At 62.1% G+C, this 15,207-nt stretch carries 17 protein-coding genes; 10 read left to right on the forward strand and 7 right to left on the reverse strand.

Annotation, left to right across the window (positions count from 1 at the left end; genetic code table 11):
* Both AC3WKX_RS32670 and AC3WKX_RS32675 read right to left on the reverse strand, forming a co-directional pair.
* Positions 1 to 1,210: sensor histidine kinase (locus tag AC3WKX_RS32670; protein ID WP_102607496.1), on the reverse strand; the 1,210-nt coding region annotated here is incomplete at its 3' end.
* The gene (locus AC3WKX_RS32675) at positions 1,207 to 1,869 is read right to left on the reverse strand and encodes a response regulator (protein WP_008438452.1); all 663 of its coding nucleotides are present in this window, start codon (positions 1,867 to 1,869) and stop codon (positions 1,207 to 1,209) included. The genes AC3WKX_RS32670 and AC3WKX_RS32675, both read right to left, overlap by 4 nt.
* Positions 1,870 to 2,016: 147 nt before the next feature.
* Between AC3WKX_RS32675 and AC3WKX_RS32680 the strand changes: the two genes are divergently transcribed.
* The 9 genes from AC3WKX_RS32680 (at position 2,017) to phnX (ending at position 11,169) form a co-directional block, all read left to right on the forward strand.
* Positions 2,017 to 2,283 (forward strand): PepSY domain-containing protein, encoded by a 267-nt coding sequence (locus AC3WKX_RS32680; protein ID WP_003210334.1) that lies wholly within the window; start codon positions 2,017 to 2,019, stop codon positions 2,281 to 2,283.
* A complete protein-coding gene (locus AC3WKX_RS32685; RefSeq protein ID WP_102606349.1) occupies positions 2,283 to 2,828 on the forward strand; it encodes a cytochrome b/b6 domain-containing protein in 546 nt (181 codons plus the stop codon). Before AC3WKX_RS32680 ends, AC3WKX_RS32685 begins: the two co-directional genes overlap by 1 nt.
* Before the next feature lie 23 nt (positions 2,829 to 2,851).
* Complete coding sequence (locus AC3WKX_RS32690; RefSeq protein ID WP_102606350.1) at positions 2,852 to 4,120, forward strand: sialidase family protein; 1,269 nt, start codon at positions 2,852 to 2,854, stop codon at positions 4,118 to 4,120.
* A complete protein-coding gene (locus tag AC3WKX_RS32695) occupies positions 4,120 to 4,719 on the forward strand; it encodes a hypothetical protein (protein WP_008438455.1) in 600 nt (199 codons plus the stop codon). The genes AC3WKX_RS32690 and AC3WKX_RS32695 overlap by 1 nt, the downstream gene beginning before the upstream one ends.
* Complete coding sequence (locus AC3WKX_RS32700; protein WP_102606351.1) at positions 4,719 to 6,737, forward strand: LTA synthase family protein; 2,019 nt, start codon at positions 4,719 to 4,721, stop codon at positions 6,735 to 6,737. The genes AC3WKX_RS32695 and AC3WKX_RS32700 overlap by 1 nt, the downstream gene beginning before the upstream one ends.
* 126 nt (positions 6,738 to 6,863) lie before the next feature.
* Positions 6,864 to 7,955, forward strand: a complete 1,092-nt coding sequence (gene psrA / locus AC3WKX_RS32705) for an iron-containing alcohol dehydrogenase PsrA (protein ID WP_102606352.1) — start codon at positions 6,864 to 6,866, stop codon at positions 7,953 to 7,955.
* Between the two features lie 93 nt (positions 7,956 to 8,048).
* Positions 8,049 to 9,344, forward strand: coding sequence for an MFS transporter (locus AC3WKX_RS32710; protein ID WP_102606353.1), 1,296 nt, complete (start codon positions 8,049 to 8,051; stop codon positions 9,342 to 9,344).
* A 36-nt stretch (positions 9,345 to 9,380) separates the two neighbouring features.
* On the forward strand, positions 9,381 to 10,253 hold the full coding sequence (locus AC3WKX_RS32715; protein WP_087695146.1) for a LysR substrate-binding domain-containing protein: 873 nt from the start codon (positions 9,381 to 9,383) through the stop codon (positions 10,251 to 10,253).
* Between the two features lie 88 nt (positions 10,254 to 10,341).
* A complete protein-coding gene (phnX, locus tag AC3WKX_RS32720) occupies positions 10,342 to 11,169 on the forward strand; it encodes a phosphonoacetaldehyde hydrolase (protein WP_003210349.1) in 828 nt (275 codons plus the stop codon).
* Positions 11,170 to 11,208: 39 nt separating this feature from the next.
* Here phnX and AC3WKX_RS32725 read toward each other — a convergent pair whose 3' ends face one another.
* Positions 11,209 to 12,174, reverse strand: coding sequence for an oxidoreductase (locus tag AC3WKX_RS32725; RefSeq protein WP_102606354.1), 966 nt, complete (start codon positions 12,172 to 12,174; stop codon positions 11,209 to 11,211).
* Positions 12,175 to 12,271: 97 nt separating this feature from the next.
* Here AC3WKX_RS32725 and AC3WKX_RS32730 point away from each other — a divergent pair, with 97 nt between their 5' ends.
* Entirely contained in the window at positions 12,272 to 13,216 is a 945-nt protein-coding gene (locus AC3WKX_RS32730; protein ID WP_102606355.1) for an AraC family transcriptional regulator, read from the forward strand.
* Here AC3WKX_RS32730 and AC3WKX_RS32735 read toward each other — a convergent pair.
* The 4 genes from AC3WKX_RS32735 to AC3WKX_RS32750 are packed head-to-tail and all read right to left on the reverse strand — an operon-like array spanning position 13,180 to position 15,019.
* Positions 13,180 to 13,626 (reverse strand): NUDIX hydrolase, encoded by a 447-nt coding sequence (locus AC3WKX_RS32735; RefSeq protein ID WP_087695149.1) that lies wholly within the window; start codon positions 13,624 to 13,626, stop codon positions 13,180 to 13,182. The two genes, AC3WKX_RS32730 and AC3WKX_RS32735, sit on opposite strands and share 37 nt — an antisense overlap.
* A gap of 30 nt (positions 13,627 to 13,656) precedes the next feature.
* Entirely contained in the window at positions 13,657 to 14,040 is a 384-nt protein-coding gene (locus AC3WKX_RS32740; protein WP_087695150.1) for a c-type cytochrome, read from the reverse strand.
* Positions 14,037 to 14,471, reverse strand: a complete 435-nt coding sequence (locus tag AC3WKX_RS32745; protein ID WP_087695151.1) for a bleomycin resistance protein — start codon at positions 14,469 to 14,471, stop codon at positions 14,037 to 14,039. Before AC3WKX_RS32745 ends, AC3WKX_RS32740 begins: the two co-directional genes overlap by 4 nt.
* Positions 14,472 to 14,494: 23 nt before the next feature.
* The gene (locus AC3WKX_RS32750; RefSeq protein ID WP_146013745.1) at positions 14,495 to 15,019 is read right to left on the reverse strand and encodes a GNAT family N-acetyltransferase; all 525 of its coding nucleotides are present in this window, start codon (positions 15,017 to 15,019) and stop codon (positions 14,495 to 14,497) included.
* Between the last annotated feature and the right edge of the window lie 188 nt (positions 15,020 to 15,207).

A 15,207-nucleotide genomic window follows, 5' to 3' on the forward strand; every position in this document is an offset into this window, starting at 1 on the left:
GCCCAATCTCCCCCTCATCAATCCCCGGCCCCGCATCCTCCACACACAGCTGCACCACGCCCGAATCCTCCTCCCGCACCACCACCCTCACCTCACTCCCCGCCGGCGAGAAATTCAGCGCATTGGTCACCAGGTTCTGCAGCGCAATCGCCAACGCTATCGGGTCCGTTTCAATCCAGCATTCCTCATCCCCTTCCAGCACCAACTCAACGCCTTTCTCCATCGCCAGGGGCGTCAGTTCCGCAAGTTCTTCGCGCACCAACTCCGTCAACGGCACACGCACTCGTACGGTGTTGTTCAACTGCGGCTCGATGCGCGCCATGGTCAGCAGTTGGCTGCCAATACGCGTCGCCCGGTCCACGCCATTCACCAGGAAGTCCAACGCCTCTCGCCGCTGCTCCTCGGTTTCCGCGCTCTGGGCGTTCTGCGCGTGAATGCGCAATATCGCCAACGGCGTGCGCAGTTCATGCGCCGCGTCCGCGATAAACCGACGCTCCCGCTCCAGCAGGTCATCCACCTGCACCAGCAGGCGGTTCAGCGCGGTTTGCATCGGTTCCAGGTCCGCCGGCAACGGTTCAAGTTGCAGCGGTCGCAACGTATTGCTGTCCCGCCCGCGAATGGCCTGGGCCATGGCGCGCAGGGGCTTGAGGCCCCAGCCGATGGTCAGCCAGATCAACAACGCCAGCAGCGGCACGCCAACCAGGATGGGCCAGAGGGTGTGGCGGATGATGCGCTGGATCACGTCCTGGCGAATGTCGTCGCGCTCGCCCACCCAGATCAGCAGGCCTTGTTGCATGTCGGCGAGCATGAACGCGCACCAGTCATTGCCGTTTTCCATCAGGTCGTGAGGCCCGAGGGTGGTGGGCGGTGCGTTGAGGATCGGCGCGTCGGTGGAGCGCACCAGCAGTTGGCCGTCGGTGCGCCATACCTGAAAGGTCAGGCGGGTTTCGTAGGGATGCGCGGCGCCGTCTTCGCCGACGCGGCTCATGGCTTGATCGAAAGCCTGGTACAGGCGGTCCCAATCGGCATCGCCGGGGTCGCGCTGGCGCAGTACGCCTTGCAGCAAGCGGGCACTTTGGGCGAGTTGAGCGTCGTAGACTTCTTCGATTTCGTGGTGGCTGTCCCGCAGCACCAGCCAACTGATCAGGCCATCACCCAGCAGGATCAGCACCAGCACCGGAATGAGGATGCGCGCGCGGACCGAGTTCATGGCTTGAGTTCCACCACGTAGCCCACGCCGCGTACGGTGCGGATCAGTTCGGTGGAGAGTTTTTTGCGCAGGTTGTGGATAAGGACTTCGAGGGTGTTGCTTTCGACGCGGTCCTGCCAGCCGTACAGCGCGCGGGACAGACGTTCGCGGGTGACGACTTTGCCGGGGCGCACCATCAGTTGGTGCAGCAGTTGGTATTCCATCGGCGTGACCACAACGTCCTCGCCTTGATAACTGACCTGTTGGGTCACCGGGTCCAGGCTCACGCCCGCATGTTCCAGCAATGGCTGCGCCCGGCCCTGGCTGCGGCGCAACAGGGCGCGGACGCGGGCCTTGAACTCTTCGACATCGAAGGGTTTGACCAGGTAGTCGTCGGCGCCGGCATCCAGGCCGGCAATGCGTTCGGCGGTGCCGTCGCGGGCGGTGAGGATCAGCACCGGCAGGTCGTATTGCTCGGCACGCAGGGTTTGCAGGAGTGTGAGGCCGTCAAGGCGCGGCAGGCCGAGGTCGAGCAGCAGCAGGTCGAAGCTTTCGGTGCGCAACGCGTGCAAGGCGCTGACGCCATCCTGCAACCAGTCCAGGGTGTAGCCTTCGGCGCCCAGGGCCACGCGGATCCCTTGGCCAAGGGCACGATCATCTTCGACAAGGAGCAGGCGCATAACTGATTCTCTGGAGTAACCGGCGGCATGATGCCGTGTAACCGTCGAGGCTATTTCGGGAAAGATGTTACGGGCCGTTGCCAACTAAGCTTTCGCTAAGGTTGGTTTTGCACAGTGAAATCTCCCACATCTGCTGAGAGCGTTTCCATGCGTAAAATTCTCTTGCTGTCGCTGATTATCGCCAGCCCCATGGCCTTCGCCGGCCCGCAATGCACCACTGCCGAGCGCTCGCAATGGCAGGACCAGAAGGCCTTTCAGGAGCAACTCAAGGCCCAGGGCTACGAGATCAGCAAGTTCAAGGTTACTGACGGCAACTGCTACGAGATCTATGGCTTTGACAAGGACAAGCGCAAGGTCGAGATCTACCACGATCCAGTCACCGGCAAGGCCGTGAAGACAGAGATCAAGGGCTGATGCCAGCCACCTCCCTGCGCCTCTGGGACCCGGTGGTGAGGATGTTTCACCTCTCAATCGCCGGCGTCTTTGTGGCCAATTACTTCTTCAACGAAGCAGGCGACGACTGGCACGTATGGCTGGGCTATTACGCCATGGCCTGGTTGCTGGTGCGGTTGGTGTGGGGATTTGTCGGTCCGCGCAGCGCGCGCTGGGCGGACTTCTGGCCAACGCCGGAACGGCTCATGGGCCATGTGCGTTCACTGCTCAACCGCCGGCCGCAGCACCGCCTGGGCCATTCGCCCATTGGCGCGCTGGTGATGATTCTGATGTTGCTGGCGCTGCTGGCTATCGGTGCCAGTGGCTTTTTGATGCAGGAAGTCGACGCCCTGTGGGGCGCCGATTGGCCGCTGCTGTTGCACGAAACTGCCGCCAATGTACTGGCCGGCCTGGTAGGCGTGCATGTGCTGGCGGCGTTGTTTGAAAGTATCCAGGTGCGGGACAACCTGCCGTTATCCATGCTCACCGGCCGCAGGAGGCGCCTGCCGGATGACCGTGCGCAGTAATCCTTTTTCCCGACAGGTTCTCTATGCGCCCGCTTTTAATGATCTGCAGTCTGCTGGTGGTGTTTTTCGCTGCCTGGCAAAGTCATCCGCCCCACGTATTGGCGCCGTTTGCCCAAGGCCCCAAGGACAGCTCGCCAACAGAGGCCGCCCCGCAATACAGCAGCCGCTTTGTCTCCTCGCAGCTCAATGACTTTGTGCATTCCTCCTCGGTCACCGCCCTGCCCGGCGGCGACCTGATGGCCGTGTGGTTTGCCGGGTCCCGCGAGGGCGCCGCCGATGTGCAGGTGCGCACCGCGCGCTTTGACGCGAAAAGCGCCGAGTGGGGCCCGGAGCAAGTATTGGCCACCCGTGAAAGCACCCGCGACGGCACGCACCGCTACATCCGTAAACTGGGCAACCCGGTGATCGCCCTGGCACCGGACAATCGCCTGTGGATGTTCTACGTTTCGGTGTCGGTAGGCGGCTGGGCCACCAGCGCGATCAACGTGATGGTCTCGGATGACCTGGGGACGAACTGGTCGGCCCCTCGGCAACTGATCACCTCGCCTTTCTTCAATATCAGCACGCTGGTGCGCGCCGCACCGGTATTCCACGCTGACGGTTCCATCGGCCTGCCGGTGTACCACGAGTTCATGGGCAAATTCGCCGAGTACCTGTACTTGAGCCCCGACGGTGCGGTGGTCGACAAATTCCGTATCAGCCGTGGGAAGAACTCGCTGCAGCCGACCATCGTCCCGCAGGACGGCCAACGCGCCATCGCCATGCTGCGTTACGCCGGCGAAACCCATCACCGAGTCCTCGCCAGCCGCACCGAAGACGCCGGCCAAACCTGGAGCGAGCCTTACCCATTGGAACCGTCCAATCCCAACTCCTCGCTGGCAGCCGTCAGCACTGAAGGCGACGGTTTGCTCGTGGCCCTCAACGACCTGCAGGACGGCCGCTTCAAGCTCAGCCTGTACGGCACCGATGCCAAGCTCAATCAGTGGCGCACCGTGGTGGAACTGGATCAATCCCCCGACCCCTTGGGCCAACCGTTCTCCCCCGAGGCCTACAAGGAAATCATCGGCGAAGGCTTCCGCGCCTCCAGCGGTGCGCTGCGCCTGCCCCTGGAGCAACGCTTCCTCAGCAACCTGGATTACCGGGTGTGCAAGCCCCGTGGCTGCGATTTCGAATACGAGTACCCGTACTTCAGCCGCAGCCCGGACGGCATGTACCACCTGGTGTACTCGTGGAATAACACCTTTATCAAACATGTCAGCTTCAACGAAGCCTGGCTGTCGGAGCGCCTGTGATGGTTTCTGTATGGCAAGCGCATTTGAGTTTTGTGCTGTTGGGTTTTGTGCTGCTCAGCCTGTTGCGCGTCACAACACCCTGGCGCCCCTGGCTGCTGCCGGTGTTGGTGGTGGTAAGTTTTATCCCGGTCAACGAACTGCCGTTGGCGGCGTATGTGCGCAGCTTCACCGATGACCTGGCCATCAGCACCCTGGTGTTGTTGGTGTGGGTCAGCCTGTGCCGGTTGGGCGTGGTGCAGCCGCTCCAGCGCCCGCAGAAGGTCCAGGTGCTGTTGCTGTTTGGCGCCCTGAGCCTGGTGCTGTACCCGGCGACGATGGGCCTGACGTATTTCGACCCCTACCGCTGGGGTTTCAACCCTCGGCCGATGATCGTGCTGATAGGCGCGGCAGCACTGTTGATGCTCTGGCTGCGTAATACGCTGGCGGTGTGGATGCTCGCGGCGGGCACCCTGGCGTTCGCACTACGGCTCAAGGCCTCGGAAAACTACTGGGACTATCTGATCGACCCACTGCTGACGGGCTACTGCCTGGTGGCCGGGTTGTGGATGCTGGCGATGGCTGCCTGGCGCCCTCTTTTAAAATTGCACAGAGGTCAATGATGGGATGGTTGCACTCGCGCCGCCTGCGCTACGGCGTGGGCGCGATCGGTTTGGTATTTGCGTTGCTGGCGGCACTGCGGCTGGTGTTTGTATGGGGATTTTCCGGGGTCGACCTAAGGGACCCCGCACTGCTGGAAACCGTGGGCATCGGCCTGCGTTTCGACCTGCGCCTGGCGATGCTGATCCTGTTGCCCCTGGCACTGCTCGCCTGGCTGCCACGCTGGAACCTGGTGACTGTCCCCGCCCTGCGCTGGCTGGCACGGGGTTATCTGCTGCTGGCGCTGGCCATCGTCGGGCTGGTGTACATCATCGATTTCGGCCACTACGCCTACCTCGGTGTGCGCATCAACGCCACGGTGCTGCGTTACCTGGAAGACGCGCAGATTTCACAACAGATGGTGTGGGAAACCTACCCGGTGCTGTGGATAACCTTGAGCTGGCTTGCCGCCGTCGGCCTATGGACCTACGCCCTGGTTCGCCTTGAACGCATCACCCTGGATGGCGAACGCAAACCCATTGGCAAGTTGGCCATCGCATCCGTGGCCACCGTCGGCGTGATCGCGGTATTGCTGGCCCTGCTCGGCCGCGTCGCCAACCTCAATATCGAAAACCCGGTGCCCCTGCGCTGGAGCGACGCGTTCTTTTCCGGCAACAACCAGATCGCCGCCGTGGGCCTCAACCCGGTGCTGTTTCTGTACGACACCCTCAAGGTCGGCCAGTCGCAATTCGATGAGGCGCGGGTACGAGAGCATTACCCGCAAGTCGCGAATTATCTGGGGGTCAGCCAGCCCGACCCCGAGCAGTTGAACTTCGCCCGTGAACAAGCCGTGCAGCCTTATCAGCTCAAGGGCGAGCGCCCGCCGAACGTGATCTTCGTGATGCTCGAGTCCCTCGGCACCAGCGCCGTGGGCGCCTATGGCAACCCGCTGAACCCCACGCCGAACCTCGACAAGCTGGCGAAGGAAAGCTGGTTCTTCAAACACTTCTACGTGCCCGTCACCGGCACCGCCAAAACCGTGTGGGCGAGCATCACCGGCGTGCCCGACGTTACCCGCCAGGAGACGGCGACCCGCAACCCGCTGATCACCCGGCAACACACCTTGATCAATGCGTTCGAGGACTACCAGAAGCTCTACATGATCGGCGGCAATGCCGGCTGGGCGAATATCAACGCCTTGATCCGCCAGAGCATCGACGGCGTGAAGCTGTATGACGAAAGCCACTGGCGCTCGCCACGGGTGGACGTGTGGGGCGTTTCGGATCTGGACCTGTTCAAGGAAGGCGACGAACTGCTGCGGGCCATCCCCAAGGACCAACCGTTCTTCGCCTACCTGCAAACCTCCGGCAACCACCGACCGTTTACCATCCCCAAGACCAACGATGGCTTCAAGGTGCATGACCTCACCGTGGAACAAGTCCAGGCCGCAGGCAGCCGCAGCGTCGAGCAGTACAACGCCGTGCGCCTGCTGGACTTCAACATCGGCCGCCTGATGGAAATCGCCAAGGCTGGCGGTTACTACGACAACACCATCTTCGTGTTTTTCGGCGACCACAACACCCGAATCAGCCAGATTCCGCACATGGCGCCGGCATTCGAGCAGCTTGGGCTGGAAAGCAACAACGTGCCGATGATGATCCACGCGCCCGGCCTGCAACCCCGGGTGATCGAAGAAGCCGTCGGCCTGGCGGACCTGCTGCCGACCGTGGCCGGCATGGCGGGCATACCGTTCCGCAATGGCGCGATGGGCCGGGATATCCAGCAACCTGCGCCGGAAGGCGAGCGCGTGGTGCCGCTGGTATTGCGCGAGGGCACGTTCCCGCTGATCGGCGGCGTGACCAAGGACTTCCTGCTGCAAATGGAGCACGACGGCAGCTCGCCGACCCTGCATGACCTGGCGTCGCAAACGCCGAGGGACAATGTGGCTCAGCAGTATCCCGAGGAGTTTGAGCGGTTGCAGGGGCTGACCCGTGGCCTGCATGAGAGTGCGCGATTGATGTTGTTCCGGAACGTGCGCTGAAGTCACCTGACGGTTGGGCTGTACTATCGGCCCAGCCAATCCATCCCCACAATCTATCGATTTGAGGTCCACCTCACCCTCCCCGACTATGGCGGCACTTCCAATAACAAAAACCAGGAACCCGCCATGACTGCCCGCTTCCACAACCCGGTAGACACCCGCTTCGGCTGGGGCTGCCTGCAAGAACTCGCCGCTCTTACCGAAGGCCAGACCGTCGCCCTCGTGACCTTTCCCGAAGCCCGCGGGCTCGGTTTGGTAGACCGCATCCAGGACCTGCTGGGTGAGCGCCTGGTGTACGTCATTGAAGACGTACAGCCCAACCCTGACGTGGCCCAACTGCGCGACACCTACGAGCGTTTCTGGCTGCAGGCCGGTGACTGCCAGGTGGTGGTCGCCGTCGGCGGTGGCAGTGCAATTGATACGGCAAAGGCCTTGATCGTCGGCACAGATTCCGGGGATTTCGACGAGCTGCTGGCGTTGCTGGCCACCGGTAAACCTTTCGCGCCGGCCCGCCACAAGCTGTTGATTGCCGCACCGACCACCGCCGGCACCGGCAGCGAAGTCACGCCATGGGCGACGATCTGGGACTCCGCCAGCCTCAAGAAGTATTCGCTGCACCTGGACTGCACCTGGCCGACAGTGGCGATCATCGACCCGCAGTTGATGCTGACGGTGCCGGCCGGGGTCACGGTGTCCACCGGGCTGGATGCCTTGTCCCATGCGCTGGAATCGATCTGGAACGTCAACGCCAACCCGGTCTCGGACACCTTCGCCATCTCCGCCATCGAAGACATCCTGGAATGCCTGCCGCGCTTGCGGCGTGACCTCGGCAACCAGGAATTGCGCTCGCGCATGGCCTTGGCGGCGCTGAAAGCCGGCCTGGCTTTTTCCAACACCAAGACCGCCCTCGCCCACTCCATCTCTTATGAGATGACTCTGCACCACGGCCTGCCCCATGGCATCGCCTGTTCCTTCACTTTGCCGCTGGTACTGGGCCTGGCATGGGGGCACGACGCCGCGCGGGACCGCACTCTGCAACGGGTATTCGGCACCGACCTGCAGCAGGCCCAGGCGCAGTTGCGCGACTTCCTCCACAGCCTGGACGTGAAGACCGAATTTGCCGACTACGGCGTGAATGCCACCGAGGCCGAGGCGATGATCCGCTTCGCCCTGCAAGGCGCACGCGGCAAGAATTTCATCGGCGCGCAAGCGGCCTAGACTCACCGTAATTCGGTCGTTTCCTGTTGCACCTATCAAGAGTGCCCCCCTGCGGCTGCGGTCGCCGGGGCGAATAACAATAAGGAAAACATCATGAATCGTGCACACGTGCTGCCTGTTCCTGCCGTCCGTACCTCATCGTTTCGCGTAGCCCAGTGGCGCATGCTGCTGGCGGCGATGTTTTGTTATCTGTTTTTCTACACCGGCCGCCAGACCTTCGGCTTTGCCATCCCCGGGATCCAGGCCGAGTTCGGCCTGACCAAGGAAACCCTAGGTTGGGCCTCCGCGGCGATGCTTTGGGCCTACGCGATTGGCCAGGCGATCAACGGCAACCTCGCCGACAAGTTCGGTGGCCGCCGCATCATGACCCTGGGCGCGGTGCTGTCCTGTGCGGCCAACTGGGTCACCAGTTTCGCCGGCGGCTTTGCCGGGCTGATCCTGCCGTGGGGCATCAACGGTTACTTCCAGGCCCTCGGCTGGGCACCCGGCAGCCGGCTGATTTCCAATTGGTGGAGCGCCGGCGAGCGCGGCAAGGTGTATGGCTTTTATGTGTTCGCGGCCGGGTGCGCCTCGGTCCTGTCGTACGTCACCTCCATCGTGGTGCTGGAAGTGTTCCAACTGGAATGGCGCTGGATCTTCCGCCTGCCGGTGCTGTTGATGTTGGCGGGCGGCATCATTTTCTACCTGGTGGCCCGCGAGCGGCCTCAAGACATGGGCTTCGAGCCCCTGGCCGATACCGGCGTGGCGAATGCCGAAGACAAGAATCATGAAGTGGCCCACGGCGAAGTCGAATCCTCGGCGCAGCGCTACAAGGCGGTGCTGAAAAATCCGCGGCTGATCATCGCCGCGATCTCCCTGGGTTTCCAGAACGCCGCCCGCTACGGCCTGATCGTCTGGGTGCCGGTGCACTTCCTCGGGGCCAACTGGAAAAGCGGCGACAGCATGATCGACCCCAAGTGGATCACCGTGGCCCTGCCGGTGGGCATGGCCATCGGCGCCCTGAGCAACGGCTGGGTCTCGGACAAGCTGTTCGGCTCCAAACGCTACCTGGCGATCATGCTCTACATGTTCCTCGGCGCCGCCACCAGCCTGTGGATGTGGAGTTTGCCGCCCCACAGCGCAATCGGCCTGGTAGCGTTGTTCCTCTGCGGGTTCTTCGTGTATGGCCCGGCGTCGAGTTTCTGGGCGCTGTGCCCGGACCTGGTCGGCGCCAAGCGTGCGGGTACGGCCACGGGCGTGATGAATTTCTCATCCTATCTGTTCGCCGGCCTGGCGGAACCGCTGATCGGCAGTATGCTCGACAGTACCGGCAATACCTCGCTGATCTTCATCGTCGTGACCTCGGCCTGCCTGTGCAGCGCAGCGGTGGCGTTGTTTATCCGACGTTGATGACCGGCCCGGCGGACCTCAGGAACAGGACTCGTTATGTACCAGTACCACAAGTGGCTGCGCTCGTTTCATGCGGTGGCGAAGACCGGCAGTTTCACCCTCGCCGCCGAGTACCTGAGCGTCGGCCAGCCGACGGTCAGCGAGCAGGTCAACGGGCTGGAGAAGCAGTTCTCGGTGGAGCTGTTCCACCGTCGCGGGCGGTTTATCGAGATGAGTGCCGCCGGGCACGCCCTTTACGGGATCACCCAGGGGCTGTTCGGCCAGGAGGATGAAGCCATGCAACTGTTGCAGAGTTTCAAGCAGCGCAAGACCGGGCTGCTGCGCCTGGGCGCGGTGTCGCCGCCGATCGCGATGAACCTGACCTACGAGCTGATGCAGCGCCACCCGGACATCGAACTGGAAACCTCGTTTTCCCCGGAAAAGGAAACCCTGGACCGGCTCTTCAACTTCGATATCGACGTGGCGATCCTGGCCCTTTCGGAGTTCGACCAGCGCTTCGATACCCAGCTGTACCGGCGCTATCCGATTATTGCGGTGGTGCGCGATGACCACCCGTGGGCCCGGCAGAAAGAGGTGCACGTGGAACAGATCAGCCGCGAAAAGTGGGTGATGCGCGAGAAAAGCTCACGCACCCGGCAACTGGTGGAAGAAAGCTGCAAGCGCCAGGGCATCGCCGTGAACTGCGTGATGCAGCTAAACAGTCGCGAAGCCATTGTGCACGCGATCACCAAGGGCATCGGCATCGGCTTTGTGTCTGCCGTGGAATACGCCGAAACCCCGGGCACCACGCCGATCACCTTCGTCGACCATCCGTTTTTCATCGACTACCACTTGTGTTGCCTGGGCATCCGCCGCAACCGACCGATGATCGCCGAGCTATTCGAGGCCAGCCCGATCCCGGCCACCTGATCGTCTTGACCGTTTAAACCCTCACCAGGCGCTTACCTCTTCTTTGAGAGAGGGACGGCCTGCTCACACCTGAAAATGGAGACTTGCCATGCACTACCAACAACCTTCCAAGCTGCAAGCCGTGGTCCTGGACTGGGCCGGCACCGTCGTCGACTTCGGTTCCTTCGCCCCCACGCAGATTTTTGTCGAGGCGTTCGGCGAGTTCGGCGTCGCCGTTTCCCTGGAGGAAGCCCGCGGCCCGATGGGCATGGGCAAGTGGGATCACATCCGCACCTTGTGCAACCTGCCGCAGATTGCCGAGCGTTATCGGGCGGTATTTGATCGCTTGCCGACTGACGAGGATGTCACCGCACTGTATGAGCGCTTCATGCCGTTGCAGATCGAGAAAATCGCGCTGCATTCGGCGGTCATTCCCGGCGCCCTTGAGGCGATCAACACCCTGCGCGGGCAGGGCTTGAAGATTGGCTCCTGCTCCGGGTACCCGGCGGTGGTGATGGCCAAGGTGGTCGAGCTGGCGCGACAGAACGGCTACGTCGCCGACCATGTGGTGGCGACCGACGAAGTGCCCAACGGGCGCCCGCATCCGGCGCAGGCACTGGCCAACGTGATTGCCCTGGGGGTCAGCGATGTGGCCGCGTGCGTGAAGGTCGACGACACCTGGCCGGGGATCCTGGAAGGCCGTAGCGCCGGCATGTGGACGGTGGCGTTGACCTGTTCCGGCAACGCACTGGGTTTGACCTACGAGCAATACAAGGCGCTGCCTGCTGCTGAGCTGGCGCTGGAACGTGCGCGCATTACACAGATGTTCGAGGGCTCGCGGCCGCATTACCTGATCGACACCATCGTCGAACTGCCGGCGGTGATCGACGATATCAATGCGCGTTTGGCGCGCGGAGAAACGCCGCAGGGTTCTTGATGGGCCGATGGGGTCAGTGCGCTGACCCCACACTGCGGCCTATCGCCCTGCGACAAGCTGCTCGCTAAGTATCCACAGCCGCTGCGCCAACCCGGTATCCACCGCCCACGGCCTGACACCCAACTGCTCTTCCGATTCCGCACTCACTGCCGCCGCCACATCACAGTTCTCGCAATAGACCCCGCCCATTCCCGCCAACTGCCCACTCACCGCGCACCACACACTGGTGGCCGCGCCTTGCTCCGGGGTTTTCATGTTCCGCTCAGGGTCGATCACCGGTTTCCCGTGCTCGTCGACATAGCCTGATGCCTGCAAGACTTCAGGCTTCATGTGCCGCACCAGATCGGTAATGATTCCACCGGGATGCACCGCAAAAGCCCTTACCCCACTCGCCGCACCGAGCGTATCCAGATGCACGGCAAACAGCGCATTGGCAGTCTTGGACTGACCGTAGGCCCTCCATGGATCGTAGGCCTGGCGCTCGAAATTCCAGTCGTCAAAGTCGACGGCGCCGTGCACATGCCCCCGTGAGGACAGCGTCACCACCCGTGCACCTTCGGCGCGCTGCAAGGCCGGCCACAGGCGCTGGGTAAGCAGGAAATGCCCGAGATGGTTGGTCGCAAACTGAGATTCGTAGCCCTGGGCATTGCGGCTCAGCGGCGGCGCCATGATGCCCGCGTTATTGATCAGCAGGTGCAGCGGGCAGCCTGTCGCCAGAAAGCGCTCGGCAAACTGTTCGATGGACTGGGCGTCCATCAAGTCCAGGGGTTCAAGTTGCAGCTGTGGGTAAGGTTTGAGTGCGGCGCGTGCCTTGGCCAGGTCACGGGCCGGGATGATCACGCGGGCGCCCGCGGCAGCCAGGGTACGGGCGGTGACCAGGCCAATGCCGGAGTAGCCGCCCGTGACAATCGCCACCTTGCCCGAGAGATCGACGCCCCGGATGACTTCGGCGGCGGTGGTTGCTGCTCCATAGCCGCTGTGGATCGGTTTTTGTACTGTGGGCATGACAGAGTCTCCATTGGACGTGTGGTTAACACGCTACCCCTCGAAAGCCGTACTCTGAATACTCGATTATCCCATTTACATGCGTAAAAGTACGAGTATGCCCAGCGACCCGTTTTCCGAGATTCTCACGTTCGTGAATGCCCAATCGGTTATGACCGGCGGCTTCAGCGCGGGCGGCGCCTGGGCCCTGCGTTTTCCCGCGCCGGACAAGATCAAGTTTTTCGGGGTGGTGAAGGGGCAGTGCTGGTTGTGGATGGATGGCGAACTGGCGCCGGTGTTGATTGAGGCGGGCGATGTGTTCCTGCTGTGTGCGCAACGCTCGTTTGTGCTTGCAGGCGATGTGTCGGTCGCGCCTTTGGAAGCGCGGCAATTATTCGCTGACGCCGGCCGCTTCCCGCAAATCGGTGACGGCCAGGGCTGTGTGCAAATCGGCGGCTACGTGCAACTGGACCCGGAGAGTGGCGGCCTGCTGGCCAACGCGCTGCCGCCCCTGATCCACGTGCGAGCCACGTCGCCGCAAGCGACAATCGTGCAATGGCTACTCGGCCAGTTGGCACATGAGGGGCAAGCCAATTTGCTCGGGGCAAGCTTGGCGTCGGCGCAACTGGCGCAGTTGATGTTTATCCAGATCCTGCGGGCCTATGTCGAGACCTCGGGCGTATTACCCGAAGGCTGGCTGCGCACGGTCAGCGACAAGCGCCTGGCCCCCGCGCTGCGCTTGATACACAGCGAGCCGGGGCGTGCCTGGACACTGGAAGACCTGGCTACGGCGGCTGCGATGTCGCGCACCACCTTTTCGCACTACTTCAAGAGCGTTGCCGGGGTACCACCGTTGGCGTACCTGACCGAGTGGCGCATGCGCCTTGCGCAACGAGCGTTGCGCGAGGGGAATCTGTCAGTGGGCGTGTTAGCGCAGTCGTTGGGGTACGGTTCTGAAAGTGCGTTCAGCAACGCCTTCAAGCGAGTGACAGGAAAGGCCCCGAGGCATTATCGGGACGCGTGCCGTCAATCCAGTAGCGCGGCGCCCTTGAGCAGCGCGTAAAGCCCTTCCGGTACCAGTGGCGACTGCGCGGTGAAGCTTGAGCTGCCCTTCCAACTCACCTTGAACGCAAAACCGTTGCTTTCAGCACCGTCAAGATACGGCTGCTCGTATAGGCTCTGATCCGCAAATTGACCATCGTAGACCTGGACGATCTCGTGTCCGGGGTGGCCGTCGTAGGTAAAGATGCTTTCAAGCGTGCCGAGCAGGCGCAGGCTGTGAATCGGCTGCGCCAGTTCCTCCTGGACTTCTCGCACGATGGCCTCGGCGCTGTGTTCACCGAATTCGATGCCGCCACCGATGGGGCGAAAGACTGTCTGCTGTTTCACCGCATCCTGGAATTCGTGAACCAGAATTCGACCGTTGCGGTGAAAGATACAAAGGGCAAGCGCCCGGATACGCGGTGCGACCATGGAGTGAAATCCTTGTCTTGGGATCGGTGTTTATTGCGCCTGGAACGTCGCAAGGTACGCCAGCAGGTTATCGATCTTCTCCTGATCGCTGATCCCCCAGAAAATCATCCGGGTGCCGCTCACCACCTTTTTCGGCGCCTCGATATAGGCGGCCAGCTTGTCCCGCGTCCAGACCACGCCTGAATTTTTCATCGCATCTGAATACTGATAGTCAGTGGTGGTGCCAGCCGGTCGACCAATGATGCCGTTGAGTTGCGGCCCGAAACCGCCCCGTGCATTTTCGCCGACGCTATGGCAACCGCCACAGGTTTTGCTGAACAGCTTTTCACCGGCTTGGGCATCGCCTTCTGCGAGAGCCTGGAGACTGAAGGCCCCACCGATCAAGGCAATGGCCAGTAAAGCGGCGTATTTCATGAATGAGTCCCCACAGGTCGTTCGCCCAACCGCTGCACCAGACGCACCAGGTAGCCGTCCGGGTCTTGCACGATGAACTGCCGCTGCCCCGCTTCCACCTCACCCGCCCGGTACCAAGCGTCCTCAACGTCGCGGAACAGCGGCCAGCCGATGGCAGCCAGACGCTGCAGAACAGGCGCCACGGCAGGCACATCGATTTGCAGGTTAATGCCTCGTCCCAAGGGTTTTTCCAAGGGTGCGGTCAGCCACTGGCCGGCATCCGGATCGTATTGCTCCAGCATGATTTGCGCGCCTTGCAGGTCGAGGTAGGCAAAGCCTTCTTCGGAGCGCTGATAACCAATGTCGAATCCCAACTGGGTGACCCAGAAGTCGAGGCTGCTCGTGAGGGCCGTCACGATGAGTTCGGGGACGAGGGGGTTTCGGATAAACATGAGAATCCTTGGGGTGCCTTTACTTAACGCGCTACGACCTGCCATGACATGGCACAGCGACTGCCCGGCGCAAAACCGTGACGATACTCCTCGCGCAGAGCCTCTGCCAAACGATGATCCGGCGCCAGCGAATGTGCTTGCTCAAATCCCAGCCGCTGATAAAACGGGCTGTTCCAGGGCACGTCGCAAAATGTGGTCAAGGTGACTGCCCGCAACCGGCGCGAGCGAGCCTCATTCATCACGGCCTCAAGCAATTGCCGCCCTGCGCCACGGCCCTGCATGACCTGCGCCACCGACAGTTCATGGATGTGCAGGTCGTCATCAAACATCTGTGCGCTGAGAAAACCCTGGACCTGGCCAGCAGCATCCACCGCCACCCAACACGTACCCCACGCGATCAACTGCAGATGACGTTCAACACTCATGACCTCGGCATCGGCCAGCCAGCTCAAGGATTCGATCGCACGAAAGGACTGGGCCGCACTGCGCTCTATTGCAGGTAAACACACTGCGTCGGGTGCGGCGGCAAGTCGGATAACAGTGAGCATGAGGCAACCCGGGATCGTTGAAACACCTGAGATTAACATCTGGAAACAGCCACTCAATTGATATCACCCCACCACTCTGCTTGCATGCCCGCTCCTCTCGGCACAGCGGTTCAGGAGACAAGCGATGAAAACCATGGTGGTCGGTGCAAGCAAAGGATTGGGCAGGGCCTTGATGGAAGGGCTGGGCG

It is taken from the genome of Pseudomonas sp. GP01-A4, from assembly GCF_058780865.1.

What these genes read in the sequence shown, in the direction of transcription:
- AC3WKX_RS32675 (WP_008438452.1), bottom strand. Translation starts at nt 1,869, where the DNA reads ATGCGCCTGCTCCTTGTCGAAGATGATCGTGCCCTTGGCCAAGGGATC.
- AC3WKX_RS32680 (WP_003210334.1), top strand. Translation starts at nt 2,017, where the DNA reads ATGCGTAAAATTCTCTTGCTGTCGCTGATTATCGCCAGCCCCATGGCC.
- AC3WKX_RS32685 (WP_102606349.1), top strand. Translation starts at nt 2,283, where the DNA reads ATGCCAGCCACCTCCCTGCGCCTCTGGGACCCGGTGGTGAGGATGTTT.
- AC3WKX_RS32690 (WP_102606350.1), top strand. Translation starts at nt 2,852, where the DNA reads ATGCGCCCGCTTTTAATGATCTGCAGTCTGCTGGTGGTGTTTTTCGCT.
- AC3WKX_RS32695 (WP_008438455.1), top strand. Translation starts at nt 4,120, where the DNA reads ATGGTTTCTGTATGGCAAGCGCATTTGAGTTTTGTGCTGTTGGGTTTT.
- AC3WKX_RS32700 (WP_102606351.1), top strand. Translation starts at nt 4,719, where the DNA reads ATGGGATGGTTGCACTCGCGCCGCCTGCGCTACGGCGTGGGCGCGATC.
- psrA (WP_102606352.1), top strand. Translation starts at nt 6,864, where the DNA reads ATGACTGCCCGCTTCCACAACCCGGTAGACACCCGCTTCGGCTGGGGC.
- AC3WKX_RS32710 (WP_102606353.1), top strand. Translation starts at nt 8,049, where the DNA reads ATGAATCGTGCACACGTGCTGCCTGTTCCTGCCGTCCGTACCTCATCG.
- AC3WKX_RS32715 (WP_087695146.1), top strand. Translation starts at nt 9,381, where the DNA reads ATGTACCAGTACCACAAGTGGCTGCGCTCGTTTCATGCGGTGGCGAAG.
- phnX (WP_003210349.1), top strand. Translation starts at nt 10,342, where the DNA reads ATGCACTACCAACAACCTTCCAAGCTGCAAGCCGTGGTCCTGGACTGG.
- AC3WKX_RS32725 (WP_102606354.1), bottom strand. Translation starts at nt 12,174, where the DNA reads ATGCCCACAGTACAAAAACCGATCCACAGCGGCTATGGAGCAGCAACC.
- AC3WKX_RS32730 (WP_102606355.1), top strand. Translation starts at nt 12,272, where the DNA reads ATGCCCAGCGACCCGTTTTCCGAGATTCTCACGTTCGTGAATGCCCAA.
- AC3WKX_RS32735 (WP_087695149.1), bottom strand. Translation starts at nt 13,626, where the DNA reads ATGGTCGCACCGCGTATCCGGGCGCTTGCCCTTTGTATCTTTCACCGC.
- AC3WKX_RS32740 (WP_087695150.1), bottom strand. Translation starts at nt 14,040, where the DNA reads ATGAAATACGCCGCTTTACTGGCCATTGCCTTGATCGGTGGGGCCTTC.
- AC3WKX_RS32745 (WP_087695151.1), bottom strand. Translation starts at nt 14,471, where the DNA reads ATGTTTATCCGAAACCCCCTCGTCCCCGAACTCATCGTGACGGCCCTC.
- AC3WKX_RS32750 (WP_146013745.1), bottom strand. Translation starts at nt 15,019, where the DNA reads ATGCTCACTGTTATCCGACTTGCCGCCGCACCCGACGCAGTGTGTTTA.